General features: G+C 64.8%; 22 protein-coding genes. 11 read left to right on the top strand and 11 right to left on the bottom strand.

What is annotated here, in order from left to right:
- Window positions 1-378: 378 nt before the first annotated feature.
- The gene (locus AC1DDG_RS06300; protein ID WP_476875375.1) at window positions 379-1839 is read left to right on the top strand and encodes an amino acid permease; all 1461 of its coding nucleotides are present in this window, start codon (window positions 379-381) and stop codon (window positions 1837-1839) included.
- A gap of 64 nt (window positions 1840-1903) precedes the next feature.
- On the opposite strand, the gene AC1DDG_RS06295 is transcribed toward AC1DDG_RS06300, so the two are convergent.
- Window positions 1904-2629: a dienelactone hydrolase family protein gene (locus AC1DDG_RS06295; RefSeq protein WP_476875374.1), complete on the bottom strand. Its 726-nt coding sequence runs from the start codon at window positions 2627-2629 to the stop codon at window positions 1904-1906.
- A gap of 102 nt (window positions 2630-2731) precedes the next feature.
- Entirely contained in the window at window positions 2732-2908 is a 177-nt protein-coding gene (locus tag AC1DDG_RS06290; protein WP_003797692.1) for a CsbD family protein, read from the bottom strand.
- Window positions 2909-3037: 129 nt separating this feature from the next.
- On the opposite strand from AC1DDG_RS06290, the gene AC1DDG_RS06285 reads away from it, so the two are divergent.
- From AC1DDG_RS06285 to AC1DDG_RS06265, 5 genes are all read left to right on the top strand, one after another.
- Window positions 3038-3499, top strand: a complete 462-nt coding sequence (locus tag AC1DDG_RS06285; RefSeq protein ID WP_476875373.1) for an SRPBCC family protein — start codon at window positions 3038-3040, stop codon at window positions 3497-3499.
- Window positions 3496-4185 (top strand): pentapeptide repeat-containing protein, encoded by a 690-nt coding sequence (locus AC1DDG_RS06280; protein ID WP_476875372.1) that lies wholly within the window; start codon window positions 3496-3498, stop codon window positions 4183-4185. Before AC1DDG_RS06285 ends, AC1DDG_RS06280 begins: the two co-directional genes overlap by 4 nt.
- Before the next feature lie 140 nt (window positions 4186-4325).
- Window positions 4326-5537: a thiolase family protein gene (locus tag AC1DDG_RS06275; protein WP_476875371.1), complete on the top strand. Its 1212-nt coding sequence runs from the start codon at window positions 4326-4328 to the stop codon at window positions 5535-5537.
- Window positions 5537-6331 (top strand): enoyl-CoA hydratase/isomerase family protein, encoded by a 795-nt coding sequence (locus AC1DDG_RS06270; protein ID WP_476875370.1) that lies wholly within the window; start codon window positions 5537-5539, stop codon window positions 6329-6331. The genes AC1DDG_RS06275 and AC1DDG_RS06270 overlap by 1 nt, the downstream gene beginning before the upstream one ends.
- Window positions 6328-7212, top strand: a complete 885-nt coding sequence (locus AC1DDG_RS06265) for a 3-hydroxyacyl-CoA dehydrogenase family protein (RefSeq protein WP_476875369.1) — start codon at window positions 6328-6330, stop codon at window positions 7210-7212. Before AC1DDG_RS06270 ends, AC1DDG_RS06265 begins: the two co-directional genes overlap by 4 nt.
- Here the strand turns inward: AC1DDG_RS06265 and AC1DDG_RS06260 are convergent.
- Window positions 7209-7643, bottom strand: a complete 435-nt coding sequence (locus AC1DDG_RS06260; RefSeq protein WP_476875368.1) for a YybH family protein — start codon at window positions 7641-7643, stop codon at window positions 7209-7211. The genes AC1DDG_RS06265 and AC1DDG_RS06260 overlap by 4 nt on opposite strands.
- 202 nt (window positions 7644-7845) lie before the next feature.
- Complete coding sequence (locus AC1DDG_RS06255; RefSeq protein WP_230119489.1) at window positions 7846-8187, bottom strand: DUF5655 domain-containing protein; 342 nt, start codon at window positions 8185-8187, stop codon at window positions 7846-7848.
- Window positions 8188-8289: 102 nt separating this feature from the next.
- Here AC1DDG_RS06255 and AC1DDG_RS06250 point away from each other — a divergent pair, with 102 nt between their 5' ends.
- Window positions 8290-8898, top strand: a complete 609-nt coding sequence (locus tag AC1DDG_RS06250) for a GNAT family N-acetyltransferase (RefSeq protein ID WP_476875367.1) — start codon at window positions 8290-8292, stop codon at window positions 8896-8898.
- 116 nt (window positions 8899-9014) lie between these two features.
- On the opposite strand, the gene AC1DDG_RS06245 is transcribed toward AC1DDG_RS06250, so the two are convergent.
- Complete coding sequence (locus AC1DDG_RS06245) at window positions 9015-9905, bottom strand: GDSL-type esterase/lipase family protein (protein ID WP_476875366.1); 891 nt, start codon at window positions 9903-9905, stop codon at window positions 9015-9017.
- Window positions 9906-10159: 254 nt separating this feature from the next.
- Here AC1DDG_RS06245 and AC1DDG_RS06240 point away from each other — a divergent pair, with 254 nt between their 5' ends.
- Window positions 10160-10873 (top strand): tyrosine-protein phosphatase, encoded by a 714-nt coding sequence (locus AC1DDG_RS06240; protein WP_476875365.1) that lies wholly within the window; start codon window positions 10160-10162, stop codon window positions 10871-10873.
- Entirely contained in the window at window positions 10870-13017 is a 2148-nt protein-coding gene (locus AC1DDG_RS06235) for a S1 family peptidase (protein ID WP_476875364.1), read from the top strand. Before AC1DDG_RS06240 ends, AC1DDG_RS06235 begins: the two co-directional genes overlap by 4 nt.
- Window positions 13018-13019: 2 nt before the next feature.
- Here AC1DDG_RS06235 and AC1DDG_RS06230 read toward each other — a convergent pair whose 3' ends face one another.
- The 4 genes from AC1DDG_RS06230 to AC1DDG_RS06215 form a co-directional block, all read right to left on the bottom strand.
- Window positions 13020-13328, bottom strand: coding sequence for an antibiotic biosynthesis monooxygenase family protein (locus AC1DDG_RS06230; RefSeq protein WP_476875363.1), 309 nt, complete (start codon window positions 13326-13328; stop codon window positions 13020-13022).
- Window positions 13329-13437: 109 nt separating this feature from the next.
- Entirely contained in the window at window positions 13438-14763 is a 1326-nt protein-coding gene (locus AC1DDG_RS06225; RefSeq protein WP_230119483.1) for a right-handed parallel beta-helix repeat-containing protein, read from the bottom strand.
- Between the two features lie 239 nt (window positions 14764-15002).
- Window positions 15003-15752 (bottom strand): ABC transporter permease, encoded by a 750-nt coding sequence (locus tag AC1DDG_RS06220; protein WP_476875362.1) that lies wholly within the window; start codon window positions 15750-15752, stop codon window positions 15003-15005.
- 41 nt (window positions 15753-15793) lie between these two features.
- Window positions 15794-16225, bottom strand: coding sequence for a PaaI family thioesterase (locus tag AC1DDG_RS06215; RefSeq protein WP_230119481.1), 432 nt, complete (start codon window positions 16223-16225; stop codon window positions 15794-15796).
- Between the two features lie 184 nt (window positions 16226-16409).
- Between AC1DDG_RS06215 and paaZ the strand changes: the two genes are divergently transcribed.
- Both paaZ and AC1DDG_RS06205 read left to right on the top strand, forming a co-directional pair.
- Window positions 16410-18521 carry a phenylacetic acid degradation bifunctional protein PaaZ gene (gene paaZ, locus AC1DDG_RS06210; RefSeq protein ID WP_476875361.1) on the top strand — a complete coding sequence of 704 codons (2112 nt, stop codon included), beginning with the start codon at window positions 16410-16412 and terminating at the stop codon, window positions 18519-18521.
- A 274-nt stretch (window positions 18522-18795) separates the two neighbouring features.
- The gene (locus tag AC1DDG_RS06205) at window positions 18796-19203 is read left to right on the top strand and encodes a VOC family protein (RefSeq protein ID WP_230119479.1); all 408 of its coding nucleotides are present in this window, start codon (window positions 18796-18798) and stop codon (window positions 19201-19203) included.
- Window positions 19204-19364: 161 nt separating this feature from the next.
- Here AC1DDG_RS06205 and AC1DDG_RS06200 read toward each other — a convergent pair whose 3' ends face one another.
- Together AC1DDG_RS06200 and AC1DDG_RS06195 are read right to left on the bottom strand one after the other, a co-directional pair.
- A complete protein-coding gene (locus AC1DDG_RS06200) occupies window positions 19365-20195 on the bottom strand; it encodes a DUF427 domain-containing protein (protein WP_476875360.1) in 831 nt (276 codons plus the stop codon).
- Between the two features lie 57 nt (window positions 20196-20252).
- A complete protein-coding gene (locus AC1DDG_RS06195; RefSeq protein WP_476875359.1) occupies window positions 20253-20858 on the bottom strand; it encodes a TetR/AcrR family transcriptional regulator in 606 nt (201 codons plus the stop codon).
- Between the last annotated feature and the right edge of the window lie 243 nt (window positions 20859-21101).

Here is a 21101-nt window from a genome sequence, read left to right as displayed (position 1 = left end):
CCCCCCTGAGGAATGGCACGAATGCCATGTGCCACGCAGGCCGCGTGGTCGCCGGGGCGAGACGCACGTCCCTCCCCGTTGAGCTCAGGGTAGCGGTAATTGCGTCTGATCAGGAGTCTTTTTATCCATTCGAAATACAACCGGCGCACGACGGCATCAAACGTCGGGCTGAACCTAATAATGTTGTGCGCGTCACGGAGCGCCCCGGAAATCTTGTACGATGGATGAGCCGCGCGAACCTTCGATGCTTCACGAGTTTTTGTCCTCATCCGGCCCTCAAGAGGGGTCAAACTGCGAATAATCGGTACAAAAACTCGAGGTTCCCCAACCGGCAATGCCCCCAACCTGCGGCAACACCCCGACCTGCAAGGAAAAGCTGTGCCACAAATTACCCCCACAGAACTTGAGAGCCCGACGGCACCATCCATCGCCGTCGACTCGACCCTCAGCGCCGAGGGCTATAAGAAGACCCTGAGCGGCCGCCACGTGACGATGATCTCGATGGGCGGCGCAATCGGCGTCGGCCTGTTCATGGGGGCCGGCGGACGCCTGGCCTCCACGGGCCCGGCGCTGATCTTCTCCTACGCCATTGCCGGCGTCATCGCCTACCTGCTGATGCGGGCACTGGGCGAGCTCATCATGTACCGCCAGACGTCCGGCTCGTTTGTCAGCTACGCCGGTGAAATGTTCGGAAAGAAGGGCGCCTTCCTCTCCGGCTGGATGTACTTCATCAACTGGGGCATGACCGGAATCGCCGAACTGATCGCGATCGGACTGTACTTCCAGTTCTTCTTCCCCAACGTTCCTGTCGAAGCGTCCGCCATCGCGGCGCTGGCGCTCCTCGTGGCTGTGAACCTGCTCAGCGTTAAGGCGTTCGGCGAATTTGAATTCTGGGCGTCCTGCCTCAAGGTCGGCGCCATTCTGATCTTCCTGGCTGTCGGCACCTTCATGGTGGTGACCAATGCCAAGGTCGGCGGCGGCCACGCCTCGGTGTCCAACCTCTTCGACGGCGACGGCGGCATGTTCCCCAAGGGCGCCCTCGTGATGGTGCTCGTCCTGAACGCCGTCATCTTCGCCTACAACGGCATCGAACTCGTCGGCATCACTGCCGGTGAGATGCAGAATCCCAAGCGTGAAGTCCCCAAGGCGATCCGCGCCGTCGTGCTCCGCATTGTGGTGTTCTACGTCGGCTCCGTGCTGCTCCTGGCCATGCTGCTGCCGTCAGACCAGTACAAGGCAGGCGTTTCGCCGTTCGTCACCGTATTCGGCCAGATGGGCCTGGGGTGGGTGGGCGACGTCATGAACATGATCGTCATCACCGCTGCGCTGTCGTCGTGCAACTCGGGTCTGTACTCGATCGGCCGCGTCTTCCGCACCATGGCCAACAACGGCCATGCCCCGCAGTGGCTCACCAAGATGTCCTCGCGCCATGTGCCGTACGCTGCCATCCTCGCCATCGCCGCGTTCTACCTCGTGGGCATCCTGCTGAACATCTGGCTCGGCGGCTCGCACGCCTTCGACCTCGCGCTCAACACCGCGTCCATCGGCGTGATCTTCACCTGGGGCGCCATCTTCGCCAGCCAGATCGCGCTGCGCCACAAGAAGGGCCGCGTCTCCGAGCTGCCGATGCCGGGCTCGCCCTGGAGCAGCTGGGCCGGACTTGTCGCACTGCTGGTTATCGCCGTGCTGATCGGCTTCGACACCATGACCAGCAAGAACGGTGAGGTCTTCTACCTCGGCCTGTGGACCCTGGCCACCATCCCGTTCTTCGCTGTGGTTCTGTGGCTGGGCTGGCAGAAGGTCAAGAACAACGAGCCTAAGAGCGAGCTGTTCAGCTAGTACCTGGAATCACGACGACGGCGGCGGTCACCTTCATCGGGTGGCCGCCACCGCTCATTAAGCCTCAGGCCTGCAGATGCTTGGCGAAATGGTCCTCAATCCGCTGCCACGCTTCCGGGCTGGACCGCGGATCCGGGCCGATGCCCATGACCCGCATCAGCGGACGCAGCGCCCTCGGCCCTTCTTCCTCGTCGTTCAGGAAGGCGTGCCCGGCGGTCGGGAACTCCCTGACGTCGTGTTCGATGCCGAGGGACTCCAGCGCGGCCTCGAGCTTGGCTGCGGCGCCTTGGAGCGTCCGGTCCATTTTGCCGTAATTTGCCACGACGGGGCAGGCGCCCCGGAGCGCATCCTCCAGGTTTCCAGGCAGGCGTCCATAATTCACCGACGCGGCATCGAAGCCGTCGTTGGCGGCGAGCAGCGCGAACCCTCCGCCCATGCAGAAGCCGATCACCCCCGTTTTCCCGGTGCTGAGCCCTGAACCGCTGAGCCAGGACCGGGCGGTGGCCAGGTCCGTGAAGACGCGGCCTTCGCCGGACATCATGGAGCGCATGGTGCTGACGAGGCAGCGCCGCGGGCCGCCGTCGCTGAACAGGTCCACGGCCAGGGTCAAGTAGCCTGCCTCTGCCAGCCGGTCCGCGTGCCGCCGGGTCTGGTCGTTGAGGCCGAAGGCCTCGTGGATCATCACGACGGCCGGAAACGGGCCCGGGCCGTCCGGGCGCGCCAGGTAGCCGCCAAGATTCTTGGAGCCGCCGGCCGCCCTGCTGGCCTCACTCAGGTCTAGTTCCGTCATGGCCACAGTCTGGCAGACAGGTCGGACATTAAAACGACAAGACGGCGACGGCGGACACCCCCCAAGGAGAGTCCGCCGTCGTCGTTTGTGTGTCTGTAGGACCTAGTCGCGCTTGAACTCGTCCTTGACGTCTTCGCCGACCTTCTTGGCATCGGCAACGACCTGGTCCTTCTGCCCCTCGGCCTTCAGGCGGTCGTTGTCCGTGGCGTTGCCGGCAGCTTCCTTGGCCTTGCCGCCGAAGTCTTCTGCAGCGTTCTGAATCTTGTCTCCAATACCCATGGTGCTAACCACCTTCCGTTGCCGGTTGATCTGACAAAGCCGTTTCAGCCTAACACAAAGCATGCTTACTAATTCAAGGACGTGTCCGCCTGAGTGCTCAATGTCTGTGCCCGGGGCTAGGCTCGGAGGATGGACCACAGCACCAGTTTGACTCAACATGTGAACGCCAGGCCCGAGAAAGTGTGGGCAGTGATTTCCGACATCCCCGGTTCGGCAGCCACCCTCTCGGGCGTCGAGGCCATTCAGATGGTCAGCGAGGGGCCTTACGGCGAAGGCACACGGTGGAAGGAAACGCGGTCCATGATGGGCCGGCGTGAAACTGTTGAAATGTGGGTGTCCCAGGTGGATGCGCCGCGCAGCACCACCGTAAAGGCATTGCAGGGCGGCGCGGACTACACCTCCCGTTTCACCTTGGCTGAGCGCGACGCCGGAACGGACCTCACGCTGACCTTCGGTGCCGTGATGCTCCGGCCCACAGCCGTCAGCAAGATCATGCTGGCGCTGTTCGGAAAGATCGGCATGAACATCACGCGGAAGGCCCTGGCGAAGGACCTTGCCGAGATCGCTGCAAAAGCCGAGTCGCTGCAGTGACCGGCAGGGCCGCGGGGAAGACCTCCCGGGGGAAGGCATTGAAGGTCACGCCGCCGCGGCTGTCTCCTGTTCAGCTCGAGGGCCTGCGGGATGATGATGCGCCGGATTTCCGCAGCGGTGACAGGTATGACGCCGTGCGGTACAGCCGTGTCGATGCGGATGGCCTGGAGCTCAGTGGAATCGTCTTTGCTGAGTGCGAATTTTCCGGGATCTCCTTCAATGAAACCCAGCTTCGGGGTGCCAGCTTCCGGGACTGCCTGGTGAGCGAGGCCTACGCTCCCGTGCTCACCGCAGCCAGGGCCACCTTCCGCGACGTCGAGTTCAGCAACCCCCGCTGGGGATCCGCCGAGCTGTATGACAGCGGCTGGCAGTCCGTGAAGATCGACGGCGGCAAGCTGGATTTCGTGAACCTGCGCGGCTCCCGGCTGGCGGACGTCCTCATTAGCGACTGCATCATCAATGAGCTGGACCTTGGCTCTGTTACCGGCGCCCGCGTGGCCCTCAGGAACTGCACCATCGGAAGCCTGGACCTGAGCGGCGCGAAGCTGAAGGATTTCGATCTCCGCGGCACCGATTTCCGGAGCATCAGTGGTCTGGACAGCCTGGCCGGTGTGGTGATCGACGACTACCAGCTCGGCCTCATCGCCCCGCTGCTGGCCGCTCATCTGGGGGTCGTGGTGGCGTAGCGCCGGGAGGCGCGACGTGTGCCGGCCGACCAAATCCGGCCGTTTGGTTGACCCTCCGGGCCTGCCGTGTAATCTTTATAGAACGAACGGTCGGTAATTTATTCGTATCCGGCCTAACTCCCTGCGTAAAGGATGTTCTCATGGTCGAGGCTTTTCTGGTTGGCGGTGCCCGCACCCCGGTGGGACGATACGGCGGCGCGCTTTCGGCCGTGCGCCCTGATGATCTGGCAGCGCTGGTGGTCCGCGAAGCCGTTGCCCGCGCCGGTGTGGACCCGGACGCCATCGACGAAGTCATTCTCGGGAACGCCAACGGAGCCGGTGAAGAAAACCGCAACGTTGCCCGCATGGCCACGATCCTGGCAGGACTTCCCCTCCACATCCCCGGCATTACGGTGAACCGGCTGTGCGCCTCCGGCCTCAGCGCCATCATCATGGCCAGCCAGATGATCAAGTCGGGCGCCGCGGACATCGTGGTGGCCGGCGGCGTCGAATCGATGAGCCGGGCGCCGTGGGTGCAGGAAAAGCCGCAGACCGCGTTCGCGAAGCCCGGGGAAATCTTCGACACCTCCATCGGCTGGCGCTTCGTCAACCCCGCTTTCAAGAAGGGCGACCTTTCCCGGGACGGCAAGATGACCTTTTCGATGCCCGAAACGGCAGAGGAAGTGGGCCGCGTTGACGGCATCTCCCGCGAGGACGCCGATGTCTTCGCTGTCCGTTCGCACGAAAAGTCCCTGGCGGCCATCGAGGGCGGCCGGTTCAAGAACGAAATTGTTCCGGTCACGGTCAAGACCCGCAAGTCCGAGACGGTTGTGGACACCGACGAGGGTCCCCGTGCCGGCACCACCATGGACGTGCTCTCCGGTCTCCGGCCGGTCGTTCCGGGGGGATCGATTGTCACCGCCGGCAACTCGTCCACCCTCAATGACGGCGCCTCGGCCATCATCGTGGCCTCCGACGCGGCTATTCAGAGGCTTGGACTGACCGCGCGGGCCCGTATCATCGACGGTGGCTCTGCCGGTTGCGAGCCTGAAATCATGGGCATCGGCCCGGTCCCGGCCACCCAGAAGGTGCTCAAACGGAGCGGTCTCAGCGTCGGCGACCTTGGCGCCGTCGAGCTTAACGAAGCGTTTGCCACCCAGTCGCTGGCGAGCATGCGGCGGCTTGGGCTGGACCCTGGCATCGTCAACAACGACGGCGGTGCCATCGCGCTGGGTCACCCGCTTGGGTCCAGCGGGTCAAGGATCGCCATCACCCTGCTGGGCCGGATGGAACGCGAGGATGCCCGGATCGGCCTGGCGACCATGTGCATCGGCGTCGGCCAGGGTACCGCGATGCTGCTGGAGCGGGTGTAATGGCGGCTCCGGACAGCGCGAACGGACCCTTAAGCACCGAAAAGTTCAGCACCCTCCTGGTCGAAGAGCGGGACGACCGCGTGGTCGTGCTGCTCAACCGCCCGGAGGTCCGCAATGCCATCGACCAGCAGATGGTGGATGAGCTCCACGTGGTCTGCACCGCACTCGAGCAGAACCCGCGGATCCTGATCATTGCCGGCGTCGAGGGCGTGTTTGCCTCCGGCGCGGACATCGCCCAACTGCGCGAGCGGCGGCGGGATGATGCCCTGCAGGGCATCAACTCAACAATTTTCGTGCGCATTGCCAAGCTGCCCATGCCCGTCATCGCGGCCCTGGACGGCTACTGCCTGGGCGGCGGTGCCGAGCTCGCCTACGCCGCCGACTTCCGGATCGGCACTCCGGGCGTTCGCATCGGCAACCCGGAAACCGGACTGGGAATCCTGGCGGCGGCCGGCGCCAGCTGGCGGCTGAAGGAGCTCGTGGGGGAGCCCGTAGCCAAGGAAATCCTGCTCGCGGGGCTGGTGCTGCGGGCCGAACAGGCCCTGGCGGTCAACCTGATCACCGAGATCCACGAGGCGCCGTCGCTGATGGAGGGCGCCCACAGCCTGGCCGACCGCATCGCCCGGCAGGACCCGCTGGCCGTGCGGATCACCAAGTCTGTGTTCCACGCGCCGGCGGAAGCGCATCCGCTGGTGGACCAGCTGGCGCAGGGCATCCTTTTCGAGTCGCAGGCGAAGTTTGACCGCATGCAGGCGTTCCTGGACAAAAAAACAGAGAAGAAGAAACAGATATGAGCAACTCGACCCTGCCGGCACACCTTCCCGCCACTAACCTTCCCGACTTTGTCGGAGTTCTCGGCGGCGGCCGCATGGGGGCAGGCATCGCCCACGCGTTCCTGATCAACGGGGCCAACGTCCTGGTGGTTGAACGCGATGAGGAATCCGCCGAAGCCGCCCGGGAACGGGTGGAGTCGGCAGCCGCGAAGAGCATCGAACGCGGCGCCACGGACGGTAACCTGGACGAAATGGTGTCCCGGCTCTCGGTGACACTGGACTACGACGACTTCGCGGACCGGCAGCTCGTCATCGAGGCCGTTCCGGAAGACTGGGACCTGAAGGTCACTTCCCTCCGGGGAATTGAAGAGCGGCTCGGCGAGGATGCCTACCTCGCCTCAAACACCTCCTCGCTGTCGGTCAACGGCCTTGCCCGTGAGCTGAAGCGCCCGCAGAACTTCCTGGGCCTGCACTTCTTCAACCCGGTGCCCGCGTCAACCCTGATCGAAGTGGTGCTGGGGACGGAGACATCTCCCGAGCTGGCGGCCGCAGCGAAACGCTGGACCGAAGCGCTGGGCAAGACCGCCGTCGTCGTCAATGACGCTCCGGGGTTCGCGTCCTCGCGGCTGGGCGTGGCGATTGCGCTGGAGGCGATGCGCATGGTGGAGGAAGGTGTGGCCTCCGCGGAGGACATCGACGCCGCCATGGTGCTCGGCTACAAGCACCCCACCGGGCCGCTGAAGACCACAGACATCGTGGGCCTGGACGTGCGGCTGGGCATCGCCGAATACCTGCACTCGACGCTGGGGGAGCGGTTCGCGCCGCCGCAGATTTTGAAGGACAAGGTGGCCCGGGGCGAACTGGGCCGCAAGACCGGCAAGGGGTTCTTCGACTGGAGCTAAGGGCGCAGCGAAAACATGCCCTTGCCTGTCTCCGGATCGATGGGCAGCGAGGAATGCTCGTGGGCGATCTTCCAGACGCCGTTCTTCTTCGCCAGGTTCACGGTGATGCGGTTGGTCATGGCCCGCAGTCGCTCGCCGTCCGCCGAAACGCCGGCGAAGGTGACGGCCGCATGGCCGAAGGCGACGTCATCCCCGACGGCGGACTGCACGTCGTTGAACTCGACCTGCACGCGCTCGTCGCCCAGCGAGCCGAACCAGCCTGCCGCCATCCCGCGCCACTGGTCGATGCCCTGGTATTGCCACTGCCCCCACGAATCAAAGACGTGGATGTCGTCGTCGTAGAGCGCGGTGAAGGCCTCGACATCCTTGGCATAGACAGCCGCGGCGTAGGCGTCCAAGGCGTGCGTTACCGGGGTGGGCTCGTTGGTCATGGCAGCTCCTCTAGGTCTGTCGGATGCGGGAATCCTACAGCCGGCTCCTCAAGGCGGACCCCGGACTGCCGCCACTCACCAGGGGCGACCGGCCGGACGGGGCAGTGACTTGGTGGTAGTGACTTGATAGGAACGTGCGGCTTGAAAGGTCCTGCATGACGGACGCCGACCAGGCCCACCATCCAGCGCCGAGTCTGCCGCCTCAGGCGGTGAGCGCATATCCTTCGCGGATCCAGGCCAGCACCTCGGCATCAATTTCTGAAGGGTCCTTCAGGATGACTTCGTTGTGCCACCGGTTGGCCGATACGCGCTCGGCGCGGTGCACACGATCGGATTCGAGCTGCCTCGCCAGGACGATGTTGACCAGAATGCCGCCCCGCCGGGGGTGGATGCCGAGAAAAGCACGCCCGTGTGTGACATGGAACGAGGACGCGTTCTCCTGTAGCTCACACCCATCCAAAGCAGAAATCTGATCGAGGAGGGCACCGTAAACACCAGACGAAATCGGGTCACCATCGATGCGTTCTCTTGCGGTACGAGCCATTCAGCCAGCATAAGGGTGAGGGTTGTCTCGCACTGCTTGTGCCGCCAAACGATTTGAAGAATTGTCTATAGGAACATCATCGGGCGCCTCTAGGATGGTGCGGTGACCCCGATTCAACCCATCACCCTGACCGGCAAGGTCGTCGTCCTTGAGCCACTGGCGCACAGCCACCACGACGGACTGGTGGAAGCTGCCCGCGACGGCGAACTCTGGAAGCTCTGGTACACGAACGTCCCCGCCCCGGACCGGATGGCTGCAGAAATCGGCCGCCGGCTGGCCCTCCAGGAATTGGGCTCCATGCTGCCCTTCACCACGCGGCTGATAGACCCGACCACGGGCGGTCCGGGTCGGGTGATCGGCATGACCACCTACATGAACATCGACGCCGATACTCCCCGCGTTGAGATCGGCTCAACCTGGAATGCGGCCTCTTCGCACGGCAGCGGCAGCAACCCGGATTCCAAGCTGCTGCTCCTGCAACATGCCTTTGAAGCGCTCGGCTGCCCCGCCGTCGAATTCCGCACACACTGGCTGAACCACCAGTCGCGGGAGGCGATCGCCCGGCTCGGAGCCAAGCAGGACGGTGTGCTCCGCAGCCACTCCCGGACCTCGGACGGCGTGCTCCGGGACACCGTGGTGTTCTCTATCCTGGAACACGAGTGGCCCATGGTCCGCAACGGCCTCGAGTACAGGCTGGCCAGGCGGCGGTAGGACGGCGCTTCTGGGGCACGAACGATGCAAACGCCGGACTGGCCCGGTTATCCGCCCCGCGGGACGGATAACCGGGCCAGCCCAGTGGAGGCTGGTCTCAAACCGGGCCAGTTCAGCTACCGGGTCAGGCTCCCGGCCAAGGCCGCCGCGTAGCCCTGCGTGTAGCCGGTGGCGGTCGGGTGGAAAACGTCCTCGGGCTGTCCACTGTCGGCACACGTCTGGGGGATGCTCACCATGCAGAACGGTTGCGGACCCACGATCCAGGGTTCAGCAGAGCCGACTCCATGATTGACGAACTTGGCCGTGACGCTGACGTACTTCACCCGGTTGGCCAGAGCCGACAGCGCGATGGTTCCGTTGAGGAGGTCGGCCGCGGCGTTCAAAGTCGTGGCCGTGGACTTCTGTTCGGAGGTCATGAGCGGACTGACAGTGAACAGCCGGGGGTAGCCGGTAAGCACGATCTTCGCCCGCGGGGCTTTCTTTTTGATCACTGCCACCATTGACCTGATCTGGCCGGGAAGCTTGGGAAGCTTTAGCGCCAACGAGTTGAACAGCGCGGCTTTGCATGCGGTGGTGGCTATCGACGTCACGCACTTGGCGGCCACTGCTCCGGTGTCGATGTCATTTCCACCCACGGTTACTGTGATGAGTGAGGCATTCTCAAGATATGGCTTTGTTGCCGGATCGCTTGCTGCCCACGTCACGGCGGCACTCACGTCCCCCGTTTTGGCGCCGAAGCAGCCCAGATTGATGCCACGAAGCTGAGTAGGGTAGGCCGCATATGTCTGGCGGCAATCAACCGGGGCCGCGAACGGGTTCGGAATATGCGTGCCTCCTCCTGTTCCTGCCGCGTAGGAGTCACCCAGGCCGAGGTAGATCGGCGCCTGGTCGGGAGACGGCGGGGCGGCGGTGGCCGGGGCGGCGGCGAAGCCGGCGGTCAGCGCCACAGCGGCGAGGACACCGGTGAGACGGGCTGTACGGTGTCGGAGAATTTGTTTGGTTATCACGATGAAACCCCTCGTTCAGGAAAACCATGGGAACAGGCGCAGGAGATGCTGCGGGAAATCGGCATGCGATGACGAATGCCTGCCGCATGGGCAGCCATTCAAGCTGACGCCTCGGTGATGGCGCTCATCGGCCCACAGTACGCCCCGCCGGGCGGCCCTGGCCGTATCTCGCGAACCGATTCTTGGCCGGTCAGGGCTGCGCTAATTGGACGCAGCCAGTGCAGCCGGCGCGGAAGATGTGGTTAGCTGTCTCCGTGAACGCGAGGGAACTGGCACCTGTGGGCTGGGACGGTGCCGTCAATGCTTGGCGCGTGGCCGGTTCGGTCTACCGGATGGGCCGCCGCGAGTGGGTCACGGCCGCCGGCTGGCGGGACGCACACAATGACGGCGTCCGCACCGTCATCGATCTCCGCAACCCCGCTGAACGGCAACCCCGGGACGCCGATCCCGACGTGGGCGGGGCGCTCGCCGCGTTCGACGTCATATTTGCCCCGACCGAGGACCCGGACAACCGCGAGTTCAAGGCTCTCTGCGTCCCCTACCTCAATGACCCCGCCTATTACGCCGCCAACGCCCGGCTGTTTCCGGACAAACTGGCCGCTGTGTTCAAGGCTGTGGCCGCATCCCCTGGCGGAGTCGTGATCCATTGCTCGGCAGGACGGGACCGCAGCGGCATGGTCGCAGCCATGCTTCAGGACCTCGCCGGCGCCCCTGACGGCGATATTGTCGCCGGCTACCAGGCGGCCATGCGCGGCATCAACGAGCGTCACCGCACACGGCTGACACCGCACCCCCACGAACGGTACCTGGACGAAGAAACCCTGGCGCCGCTCCTGCAAAGCCGCGGGGAAGGCGTCCTTGATTTCGTTCGGTCACTCAACACCCGGGAGTACCTCCTGCGGCATGGCGTTTCGGAGCCGGAGCTGGAAGCCATCCTGTCTGCCCTCGGCGCCAGGGTGGCCCTGTGACTTGTTCCGCATACCGCGCAGCAGGCCGGCGCGCACTGGCTCTGGGGGCGGCAGCAGCTGTCGCCCTCAGCGCCGCTCTCGGGTCCGTGCCGGCTTCCGCTGCCGAGGAAAGTCCGACGCCGGCAGTCACCGACGGTGCCGCGTCGCCGTCGGTTGCCAGTAGACCCAGTGTCAGTAAACCCAGTGTCGGCGCTACTGGTGTCAGCGCCTCCGGTATCAGCGACGAAGGCCTCGCGGAGGCAGTTGCGCGGGATCTCGGCATGACCCTGGCGGAGTTCAACGCGGCCGGTGCGCAGGGAAAACGCGCTGCCGATGCGCTGGCCACGCTCCGGAAGCTGCCCGGTTTCGTTGCGCTCAGCCTGCACGACGGCCATGTTCTGGTCGAAGGCACGGGCCCCGGGCTTCAAAAGAGCGTTGCGTCGCTCAACGCCGCCGGCCAGGCTGGCAGGAACGAATTCGTGCTTATTGCCCCGGGCGCAGCATCCGCCGCTCGGGTCCCTGAGGCACCAGCGCAGACAACGCCAGCGCACGCAACGCCAGCTGAGGCGACACCAGCTGGGGCAACGCCAGCCCGGGCAACTCCGGCGCAGGGGCCTGCTCCGGAGAAGGATCTTCAGGCAACCAGCACCGAGCAGCTCTACCGGGCCTATTTGCACGACGTCGGCGCAGCGGGCCTGCAGGCTGTGGCCGCGGCCGGTGGCAAATTCATCATCCGCACGGGAGGCGTCAATTCCCCCGAGAAAGCGTCTCAAAGCGGTCAACAGCCGGGGAGCGGCGTAATGCCGGGGGCCGCCGGCGAGACCGGCATGTCGCCGTCGGAATTCGTGGCACAGTACGCCAACGTGGTGCTGGAGAAGGGCGAGCCGATGGCCAGCGAAGAGGACTTCCTCGGCGGCCAAGGCTACCGAATCGACGGTGTGGTGGTCTGCTCTTCGGGGTTCAGCGCCTTTAGCCCTGGAGGAGAGCCGCTGGTGCTCACAGCTGGCCACTGCGCGGAGGACGGCACCGCCCGGCTTGCGGAGGTAACACTTCCGGCGGGCGAACCGGCCGGTGGCTCGGTCGCGGAGAGTGGCGTCACCGGGGAACTCGGGACCTTCGGATTCAGCCAGTTCGGCGGCCCGGGAAACGCCAGGATCAGCGCCGACCCGGCTGGCGCCGTGGAACCGGGGTCCGACATCGCCGTCATTGAATCCATCCGTTCCGACCTCGACCTGCTGCCTGCCGCGACCACATGGGACGATCCCGCAGACCTCGGCGCCGGGGCCGTGCCGATTGTGGGCACCGCTGCCCCCTTCGTCGGACAGGCTGTCTGCCGCTCCGGCCGGACCGCGGGCTGGTCGTGCGGCACGGTGGACGAGGTGGGGATATATGTCGTAGAGGGCGGCTCCGGCGAGCCGGACGACCTTCGATCCTTCCGCGGGTTCCTCTCCACATCCGTGCAATCAAGCGGAGGCGATTCCGGTGGTCCCTGGATCAGCGGAAACTATGCGGTGGGAACACACTCGGCCGGAAACTCAAGAACGTCGGCAGAAAACTTCGCTGTGGCTGCCACGCTGCAGGAATCGCTCAACGTGCTGCCGGGCATCCAGCTGAGGCTGTTCCTCAACAAGCCGGCACTGGGCGCACCCCTGCCGGCCGGGCCAATCGCCGCTGGGCAGCGCATCACGGGCAGGATCCCGGCAGCTCCGGCCGCCGCTGTACCGGCTGGCTCCAGCGTCCGAATTGTGCTGCCGGCCCACGAGCCGCTGGACGTCCCAGCAGACGCTGACGGCAACTGGTCGTTTACATCGCCCGCCTCCGCTACGCAGTTTTCGGCGCAGACCATCAACGGCTTCAGCCGCTCCGGGACAAGCACCTTCAGTACGGTCGAGAAACCAGCCGCTTCAAACCCGGCCACGCCGTCCAAGCCTGCCGCGCCGGCACGCTCTGTCCGGGCCGCCGAACTGAAGCCGGCGCCCCAGCCATCCGTGGTGGCTGTGCTGCCTGACGGCATCACAGCCACCCGGGATGCGACGGCGAGCACTACGGACAGGCTGGCCGACACCGGGGCGTCCGGCCTGCTTGCGGCAGGCGGCGTGGCAGGCGCTGCCGTGCTCCTCGGCGGATTGCTGCTTCTCGCAGTCCGGCGGCGCGGCAGGCGATAGGACTACTTCGCGGCCGTGCCGATCGTTGCTGCCTCGTCCAGTGTGTGAGGCTCGAAGTGTTCAACTATTTCGCGGATCGACTGGAGGCTTTCCGTGAATGCGGCCGATGCCCGCCACCGTTCAATCTGTTCCAGGGAGTCCCACGGTCCCGTGCTGATGAAACGGTTGGGCACATCCCGGTCGTGCATCAGAATCCCCTTGGCTTCCGGGAAATCCGTCTGCGTTCGTGCGGCCATCTCCTGCCACGCCTTCACGAAATCGTCCTCATGGCCCGGTTTGATGAGCCAGATCCCCAAGGTATAAACCGACACGATCCACCACCTCCATGGCGCTTAGAGCAGTTATCTTGATTATCTTCCGGTGCTGCGGCAGGCGAAAGGGCTCACACCTGACCGGCGCACTTCCGTTGCCGGTTCCGACCTAGCAATTTGGCGAATCATATTCGTAGGCGCCGGCGTCGGCCCTTCCGATTCCACCGCAGAGACCGCTCTGTGGCACCTGCACCCGGTCCAGGTCCAATCCAAAAGGACTGCCGCCGACCCGGTCGACGGCCGGGCTCGCTGATGTCAGCCGGAGATCCTGGGGTGCGTTCGCGAAGAGAGCCGGGGCCGTCGTCGAAGTCTTGTCCAACACCACGTTGCTTGGCCCGTTGATGACGTTGGCCTGTTCGGTCCAGCCGGAGCCATCCAACCAAAGCGCGTTGCGGTTGGCCACCAGAATGTTGCCTCTGATGACCGTCGAGGACGGGCACGTGGCGTGGCACACTACTCCGCGGGAATGGCTGCCGTTGAGCCAGACTGTGTTGAATTCAAAGACAGTGTTGTTGGTCGGGCCGAAGGGTGATCCCGTTCCGCGGGCGATCAGGCCCGAGGCTTCGGCGCAGTCAGGGCCGCAGGAAGCGCGGACGAGGTTGTAACGGTAGGTGTTGCCGTCGGCAGTGCCCTTCGAGCGTCCCAGTTCCGAGAACACATTGTTGTCGATCGCCTTGTTGTGGTGGATCAGGTTGCGGTTGCCGTTGTAGATCTCGAAGGCGCTACCGTCGCGGCCGAAGTCGGAGGAGGCGGCGGTGGAGCCGATCACGGTATTGCCGAAAAATTCGTTGTCGTCACCGTTGATGAGCACGCCGAAGGCGCCGGAATCATCACTGCAGTCAACGGCCTGCGGCGTGCCGCAACGGGTTCCCGGGGTGTTGACGTTCATGACGTTGTTGTCGGCCAGGAAGTTGTTGGCATACATGCCGAAATCAGAGCCGGAACTCACCTTAATGCCGGCCGTGTTGTTGGAGGCTTCCGAACTTCTGACGATGTTGTTGTCGCCCGCGACGTTAAAGCCCGCGTAACCGCAGGATGTGGCGCGCAGCCCGTCTACTTCGATGAAGTTGCCGCTGAGCCGGAAACAGTTTCCCCCTTCGCCGCCGGTGACGGTCGGCAAACTCCCGCTTCCGTAGTTCTTCAGCGTGATGGCTGAGCCGGCAGTTCCGTTGCGGCTCACCTCCACGATGCCGATCCACACATCACCCCGGCGGAAGCTCACTGTGTCGCCGGGCTTGAGGTCGGCTTCGTTTACCTTGGACAACGATTGCCAGGGCGATCCACTCGATGTTCCCGGGTTGGTGTCGCTGCCGGCAGCACTGACGTAGTAATTGGTGGTCGCCGGCGCCAAGGCGGAAGTAGTCACACCCGCCAGCAAGCCGCCTGCCAGAACGGCAACTGCCAGGATTGCGGCCCTTGTAGATTTCTTGCTCATGCATCCGCCTGCGGTGGTGCGGAAACTACGGAACTCGGCTTAGCGCCGACGTCGGCCGCCGCCGGAAAGGGAACCGGACGGAGGCACCATTTTTAGACAGAACCACCTTTGGGTGGATGGCTGCCGCATGCCACTCATCCAGAGGAGCCAGCGTATAAAGCGTCCATGGCAAAGTCAACGTTTTCTCCTCCGCCACGCATGACCGCCTGGCCGCCCCGAGCCAAATGTTGGCCGGGCGTTCAACGTAGTGCGCCGGGCCGCACACGGACCGGAGCAAGCATGTGCACCAGCATCACTGCGGTGATAGAGCCGGCGGCCATGATCGAAGCCAGCACCACAATCTGGAAACGCCCTGCCTCCAACGGTGAAAGCCCGCCGAAGATGGCTCCCACGAAGGCCCCGGGCAGTGTGACCAGGCCGGTTGTCTTCGTCTGGTCGATCGACGGTATGAGGGCTGAGGACGCCGCCCCGCGCGCCATGTCCCGGGTCGCCTGCCGGGGAGTGGCACCCAGCGCCAGCCAGGCTTCGACGAGGTCCCACCGGTCCATTACGGCCTCGTTGAACCGTCGGCCTGCCAATGCCGCGATCGTCATGGAGTTTCCGATGACGATGCCGCCGATTGCCAGGGCGTAGCGCCCTGTGAAACCGATGGATCCCGTGGCGAAGACGATGGCAAGCGCAACAATGATGCCGGCGGCCATCGACGAGCCAACCATTGCCAAGTGGGTCCAGCTCCAGCCGAGGCGGCGCGTGGCAGTCATGGCAGCGACAACGAACATGACGCCCAGCGCCACGGCAACCCAGGTGCCGCTGGCAATGACGGCTCCCAGGATCAGGCTGACCGCTGCCAGTTGCGCGGCTCCGCGAAGGATGGCGAGCGCGGGGGCGAAGCCGTGCGGCACCTTAAAGGCTTTGAGAACCCCGGCTGTCAACACCATGAGGAGCCCGACTGCCGCCAGGGTCGGAGTCAGGTTGGCAAGCTCAGTCACCTGATCAGCCTAGCGGCGGACGAATCACGGTCACATGGCGGCTACGACTTCCGGGCCAGCAGCAGGTTGGTGATCCGGAGCGTGCAGAGCCGCTGGCCGGCCTCGTTGGTAATCAGCACCTCATGGGTGGTGAGCGTCCCGCCCAGGTGGATCGGCGTCGCCGTGATGGTGATGAGGCCGCTGCGGGCTGACTTGTGGTGCGTGGCGGAGACGTCAACACCCACCGCCGTCTTGCCCAGCGTGCTGGCGTGGATCACCGCTGCCCAGGACCCCACGGCCTCGCCGACAGCCAGGGATGCGCCGCCGTGCAGCAGGCCGAACGACTGGCGGTTGCCCTCCACGGGCATCGTGGCCACCACGCGTTCCACGGATTCCTCGATGATTTTCACGCCCATCTTCTCGTCGAGTTCACCCAGGGTGATCTTCCACGTCTCGGCGGTCTGCACGTCTGCGTCGCGGTGCTCGGGCGTCATTTGCTCTCCTCAGAACGGTGGCCGGATCCTGCCGGGGCCCGGCTCGGGTGCAGCGCTTCTTAGTGTGCAGCGGGGCACATTCATGTACTGTAGACATATTACCGAACGGACGGTCAGTAATGCGCTGGCCGGATTGCCGGATTGCCCGGATTTGTTTGTTCCGCGTTGGAAGGACCCGTCAACGATGACCACAACCGCTACCGCTCCTGAGGCCACCCTGGACACAGTAGAGACCGTCCCCAGTTTTGTGCAGGACTCCTGGTGGACTCCCGACGCCGGTTCGGCAGCTTCCGCTGTCCCCGTGCGTGACGCCAGCACCGGGGAAATCCTGGCGAAGGTGAGCACGGACGGACTGGACTTGGCCGCCGTCGTGGATTACGGACGCACCACCGGCCAGACGGAACTCGGCAAGCTGACCTTCCACCAGCGGGCTCTCAAGCTCAAGGAGCTCGCGCAGTACCTGAACGCCCGCCGCGAGCACTTCTACACGTTCTCGGCGCAGACCGGCGCCACCAAGATCGACTCGATGATCGACATCGACGGCGGAATCGGCGTGCTGTTCACCTTCGGCTCCAAGGGCCGGCGCGAACTCCCCAACTCGCAGGTTGTGGTGGACGGACCCATGGAGGTGCTGTCCAAGGACGGCTCGTTCGCGGGGGAGCACATCTACACGCGGATTCCGGGCGTCGCCGTCCAGATCAACGCTTTCAACTTCCCTGTGTGGGGCATGTTGGAAAAGCTCGCCCCCGCGTTCATCGCCGGCGTGCCCACCATCGTCAAGCCCGCCACTCCCACCGGCTATGTTGCCGCGGCCGTGGTGAAGGCGATCATCGAATCCAACATCCTGCCCAAGGGCTCGCTGCAGCTCATCTCAGGCTCGGTCCGCGGACTGCTGGACGTGTTGGACTACCGCGACCTCGTGGCCTTCACCGGCTCCGCGTCCACCGCCCAGTCCCTGAAGTCACACCGGAACGTGGTCGAGGGCGGCGTCCGCTTCACCTCCGAGACCGACTCCCTCAACGCCGCCATCCTCGGCACCGACGCCGTCGAAGGAACCCCGGAGTTCGACGCCTTCGTCAAGTCCGTGGTCACCGAAATGACCGTCAAGGCCGGCCAGAAGTGCACCTCGATCCGCCGCGCGATCGTCCCGCAGGAGCTGGTGCCCGCCGTCATTTCCGCCATCGGCGCCCGTGTCGATCAGCGCGTCGTGCTCGGGGACCCGCGCGCCGAAGGTGTCACGATGGGCGCGCTCGCCTCGCTGGAGCAGCTCGCCGACGTCCGCGCCGCCGTGCAGTCCATGCTCGACGCCGGCGGTGAGCTTGCGTACGGAACGCTCGATTCGCCGTCGGTCACCAACGCTGACGGTGCCACGGGCGTCGTCGACAGCGGTGCCTTCATGTCCCCGGTGGTGCTCAGCTGGGCCGATGCCGAGGCGGAACAGGTCCACTCGCTGGAGGCGTTCGGCCCGGTTGCGTCAGTGATCGGGTACAAGGACCTTCCCGACGCCGTCCGGCTCGCCGCCCGCGGCGGCGGCTCCCTCGTCGCCTCGGTCTGCACCAATGATCCGGCTGTGGCCCGGGAACTGGTCACTGGCATCGCGGCCCACCACGGCCGTGTGCTGATGCTGAACCGTGAGGACGCGCGCAGCTCCACGGGTCACGGCTCTCCCGTGCCGCATCTGGTGCACGGCGGGCCGGGCCGCGCCGGCGGTGGCGAGGAACTGGGCGGCATCCGCTCCGTGATGCACCACATGCAGCGCACCGCCATCCAAGGTTCGCCCAACATGCTGACCGCCGTGACGGGCGTCTGGCACACCGGAGCGGACCGCAACTTCACCGTTGAAACGGAGGGCACCCACCCGTTCCGCAAGTCGCTTGAAACCCTGCGGATCGGCGACGCCGTCCGCTCCGGTTTGCGCGAGGTTTCGCTGGAGGACATCACGGCCTTCGCGAATTCCACGGGCGATACTTTCTACGCCCACACCAACCAGGAGGCCGCGGAAGCGAACCCGTTCTTCCCGGGCATCGTGGCGCACGGCTACCTGCTGCTGAGCTGGGCCGCAGGGCTGTTCGTGGAGCCCGCGCCGGGCCCGGTGCTGGCCAACTACGGCTTGGAGAACCTGCGCTTCATCACGCCCGTGGCCGCCGGGGACTCCATCCGCGTCACACTCACGGCAAAGAAGATCACGCCTCGCGAGACCGACGAATACGGCGAGGTGGCCTGGGACGCCGTCCTGACCAACCAGAACGACGAAATCGTGGCCACCTACGACGTCCTCACCCTCGTGGAGAAGTAGGCCGGTGGAGAAGTAGCGCCGGCTTTCCGGACGCTCTCTCACGTCCTGTCGGTTTTTCCGGGGCGCTCTCTCACGTCGTGTCGGTTTTTCCGGGGCGCTCTCTCACCCAAGTGAGAGAGCGTTGGGGGTTGGGCTGCGGGATGTGAGAGAGCGTTGGGATTTTCTTGTCGGATGTGAGAGAGCGTTTAGGCCGTCTGGAGCGGTTCCCGCCGGGTTTTCGTGAGATCTTTCGCGGGCAGCCGGGCGTAAAATGTCCTCCGTAGGAGGTGGCGAAATGACCCTAGTACTAAACACAGCCACAACCGTCCTGCCCGTCGATGACAGAGAGCGCGCCCGTCGTTTCTACGCGGAAACACTCGGACTCCCTCATCGCGGCTTGGCAGATGACGGAAGCGAATTGTTCGGCAGCGAAGGCGGCCCGATGCTGCAGCTGATGGAGGTCAGAGACGGCAAACACTCTGATCACACCACCTTGAGTTTCGAGGTTAGTGACATTGAACGGACCGTCCAGGACATGGAGTCCAAGGGCGTTCGGTTCCAGGACTATGACCTCCCGGATCTCAAGACCGAGAACCATATCTGTTCAACAGACGCCGAGAAGTGCGCCTGGTTCATGGACACCGAAAACAACATCCTCTGCGTTCACGAGAGGCTCGGCACCCAGGCTGAATATCAGCTCTGACCGTTCCCCCACACCGTTCGCAGCTTTTCCGAACCCTTCCTCACCCAGTGAGGGAGGGTTCCCTTTTTGGGCGCAGGATGTGCGGGAGGGTTCGGTTTTTGGGCGCAGGATGTGAGGGAGGGTTCGGTTTTTGGGCGCAGGATGTGAGAGAGGGTTGGGTTTCAGGACCAGGGCGTGACCGGGTGCTCCTGCAGTTCGCCATCGACAGCAACATCCACGCGCTCGTTGAAGAAGCAGACCAGCCCGTGGATCTGGCTGGCGTCGATGAACCGTGAATCGTAGGCCCAGGCCACGTTCTTGCCGCGGTCCGACTCCGGGAAGCTCCAGTACTTCGCCTCACCCTTGTACGGGCAGACAGTCCTGTGCGGGCTGGCATCCAGCAGGTCCAGCCGGACGTCCGCCGGCGGGAGGTAGTAGCGGACCGGCAGCATGGTTTCATACAGCAGCTGGGCGCCGACCGTGTCGGCGAGTTTCACGCCGTCGAGCGATATTTCCACGCGCCGGAGCGTGGCCCGTATATCCACCCGGTGGAAGGGGTCGCGGGGGTGGCCGATAATTTCCTCTTGGTCCTCCAGCCAGTGGAATGCCGCAAAATCCAGCACCACGTAGCCGTCGAGGTCGGGATCGGACGGGCGGAAAGCGGCGCGGGGGAGCATGTACGCCGATGCTATGACGTCCAGCTCCTCACCCGGGGTGGTGTGCCGCCGGAACCCCGTCCGCGGATCCAGCCCTGTCTGCCCGCTGGATGACCAGGCAAACGGGTGTTCCTCGACGGTGCCGTCCTCCGATTCGGGGCGCCGGAGCCTGGCCAGGAGGTCCTTCTCCGGAACGGCATACACCGGGGTGACGCGCTTCGGCTCCCACACCAGGAGCGCGTCCTGGGTGTCGACGACGGGACTTCCGTCAATGCCCGCGCGGACCCTTTTGGTGGTGGGCTGGTAGCGCAACTCGGGAAAGACGGCGAAGAGGACTTCGGATACCTTGGTGGCCATGCCTTTAGCGTGGGCGCGGCGGCGAGCCGGCGTCAACGGCTATTTCGTTGCCCGGCGTCAGGCCTTGGCGTGGAGGCCGTCGAACGCCATGGTGATGACGTCGTCGGCGAGCTTTTCCGGCGAAAGCGAGCCGCCCGGCTTGTACCATTCCACGATCGAGTTAATGGTGCCGAACAGCAGCCGGGTCACGGTGCGGGGATCGATGTCCTGGCGCAGCGATCCCTCGTCCCGGGCCGCGGAAATCAGGCCAGCCACTTTGTGGTCAAAGGCCCGCCGGCGTTCCATGGCGTTCCGCTCGATGTCCGTGTTGCCGCGCAGCCGGAGTAGCAGCGTGACGAACGGCAGGCGGTCCACCAGGACGGCAATGGTCTGGCGCAGCACGAACTCCAGGCGCGCATCGGCGGCGCCCGAAGTGGCCCCCGGTTCGTCCAGGATGGCCTCGAGGCCGCCGAGGGCGTGGTCCAGGGCAAGCTTCAGGAGATCGCCCTTGGATGGCACGTGGTGGTAAATTGCGGACTTTGAGATGCCCAGGTTCTCGGCGAGGATGCCCATGGACGTGGCATCGTAGCCGTGACGGTTGAAGACGTCGACGGCGATCAGCAGCACTGATTGCTGGTCGTATCCGGGGCGGCCGCGCTTTGTGGGTGCTGCTGTACTGGGCATACCGGCTATTTTCTCATGAACGTTCGGTAATCCAAGCACGGGCGAAAACAAAATGCGCTGGACAACCCGCATGTTCGCGCGGGTCCCGAGTTCGGCCGATCGCCAGACCGCCAGATCGGAGGGTCTGCACCAAAAGAGCACCAGCTTTTCGTAAGGTTGCAAACCCACAGTTGTCGCCAGGGGAATCGCCGCAGAAAAGCTGATCCACAGAGGACAAGGAGGTCCTCGTGGTCAAGATTCGGT

The organism is Arthrobacter sp. 10L430 (assembly GCF_056395245.1).
Note: the sequence above shows the minus strand (reverse complement) of the source record. Positions and strands in the feature narration are given on the sequence as shown.

Coding starts and splice junctions, on each gene's coding strand:
- AC1DDG_RS06265 (WP_476875369.1), top strand. CDS start 6,328: ATGAGCAACTCGACCCTGCCGGCACACCTTCCCGCCACTAACCTTCCC.
- AC1DDG_RS06285 (WP_476875373.1), top strand. CDS start 3,038: ATGGACCACAGCACCAGTTTGACTCAACATGTGAACGCCAGGCCCGAG.
- AC1DDG_RS06200 (WP_476875360.1), bottom strand. CDS start 20,195: ATGGCCACCAAGGTATCCGAAGTCCTCTTCGCCGTCTTTCCCGAGTTG.
- AC1DDG_RS06215 (WP_230119481.1), bottom strand. CDS start 16,225: ATGACGCCCGAGCACCGCGACGCAGACGTGCAGACCGCCGAGACGTGG.
- paaZ (WP_476875361.1), top strand. CDS start 16,410: ATGACCACAACCGCTACCGCTCCTGAGGCCACCCTGGACACAGTAGAG.
- AC1DDG_RS06225 (WP_230119483.1), bottom strand. CDS start 14,763: ATGAGCAAGAAATCTACAAGGGCCGCAATCCTGGCAGTTGCCGTTCTG.
- AC1DDG_RS06275 (WP_476875371.1), top strand. CDS start 4,326: ATGGTCGAGGCTTTTCTGGTTGGCGGTGCCCGCACCCCGGTGGGACGA.
- AC1DDG_RS06205 (WP_230119479.1), top strand. CDS start 18,796: ATGACCCTAGTACTAAACACAGCCACAACCGTCCTGCCCGTCGATGAC.
- AC1DDG_RS06255 (WP_230119489.1), bottom strand. CDS start 8,187: ATGGCTCGTACCGCAAGAGAACGCATCGATGGTGACCCGATTTCGTCT.
- AC1DDG_RS06295 (WP_476875374.1), bottom strand. CDS start 2,629: ATGACGGAACTAGACCTGAGTGAGGCCAGCAGGGCGGCCGGCGGCTCC.
- AC1DDG_RS06270 (WP_476875370.1), top strand. CDS start 5,537: ATGGCGGCTCCGGACAGCGCGAACGGACCCTTAAGCACCGAAAAGTTC.
- AC1DDG_RS06290 (WP_003797692.1), bottom strand. CDS start 2,908: ATGGGTATTGGAGACAAGATTCAGAACGCTGCAGAAGACTTCGGCGGC.
- AC1DDG_RS06195 (WP_476875359.1), bottom strand. CDS start 20,858: ATGCCCAGTACAGCAGCACCCACAAAGCGCGGCCGCCCCGGATACGAC.
- AC1DDG_RS06260 (WP_476875368.1), bottom strand. CDS start 7,643: ATGACCAACGAGCCCACCCCGGTAACGCACGCCTTGGACGCCTACGCC.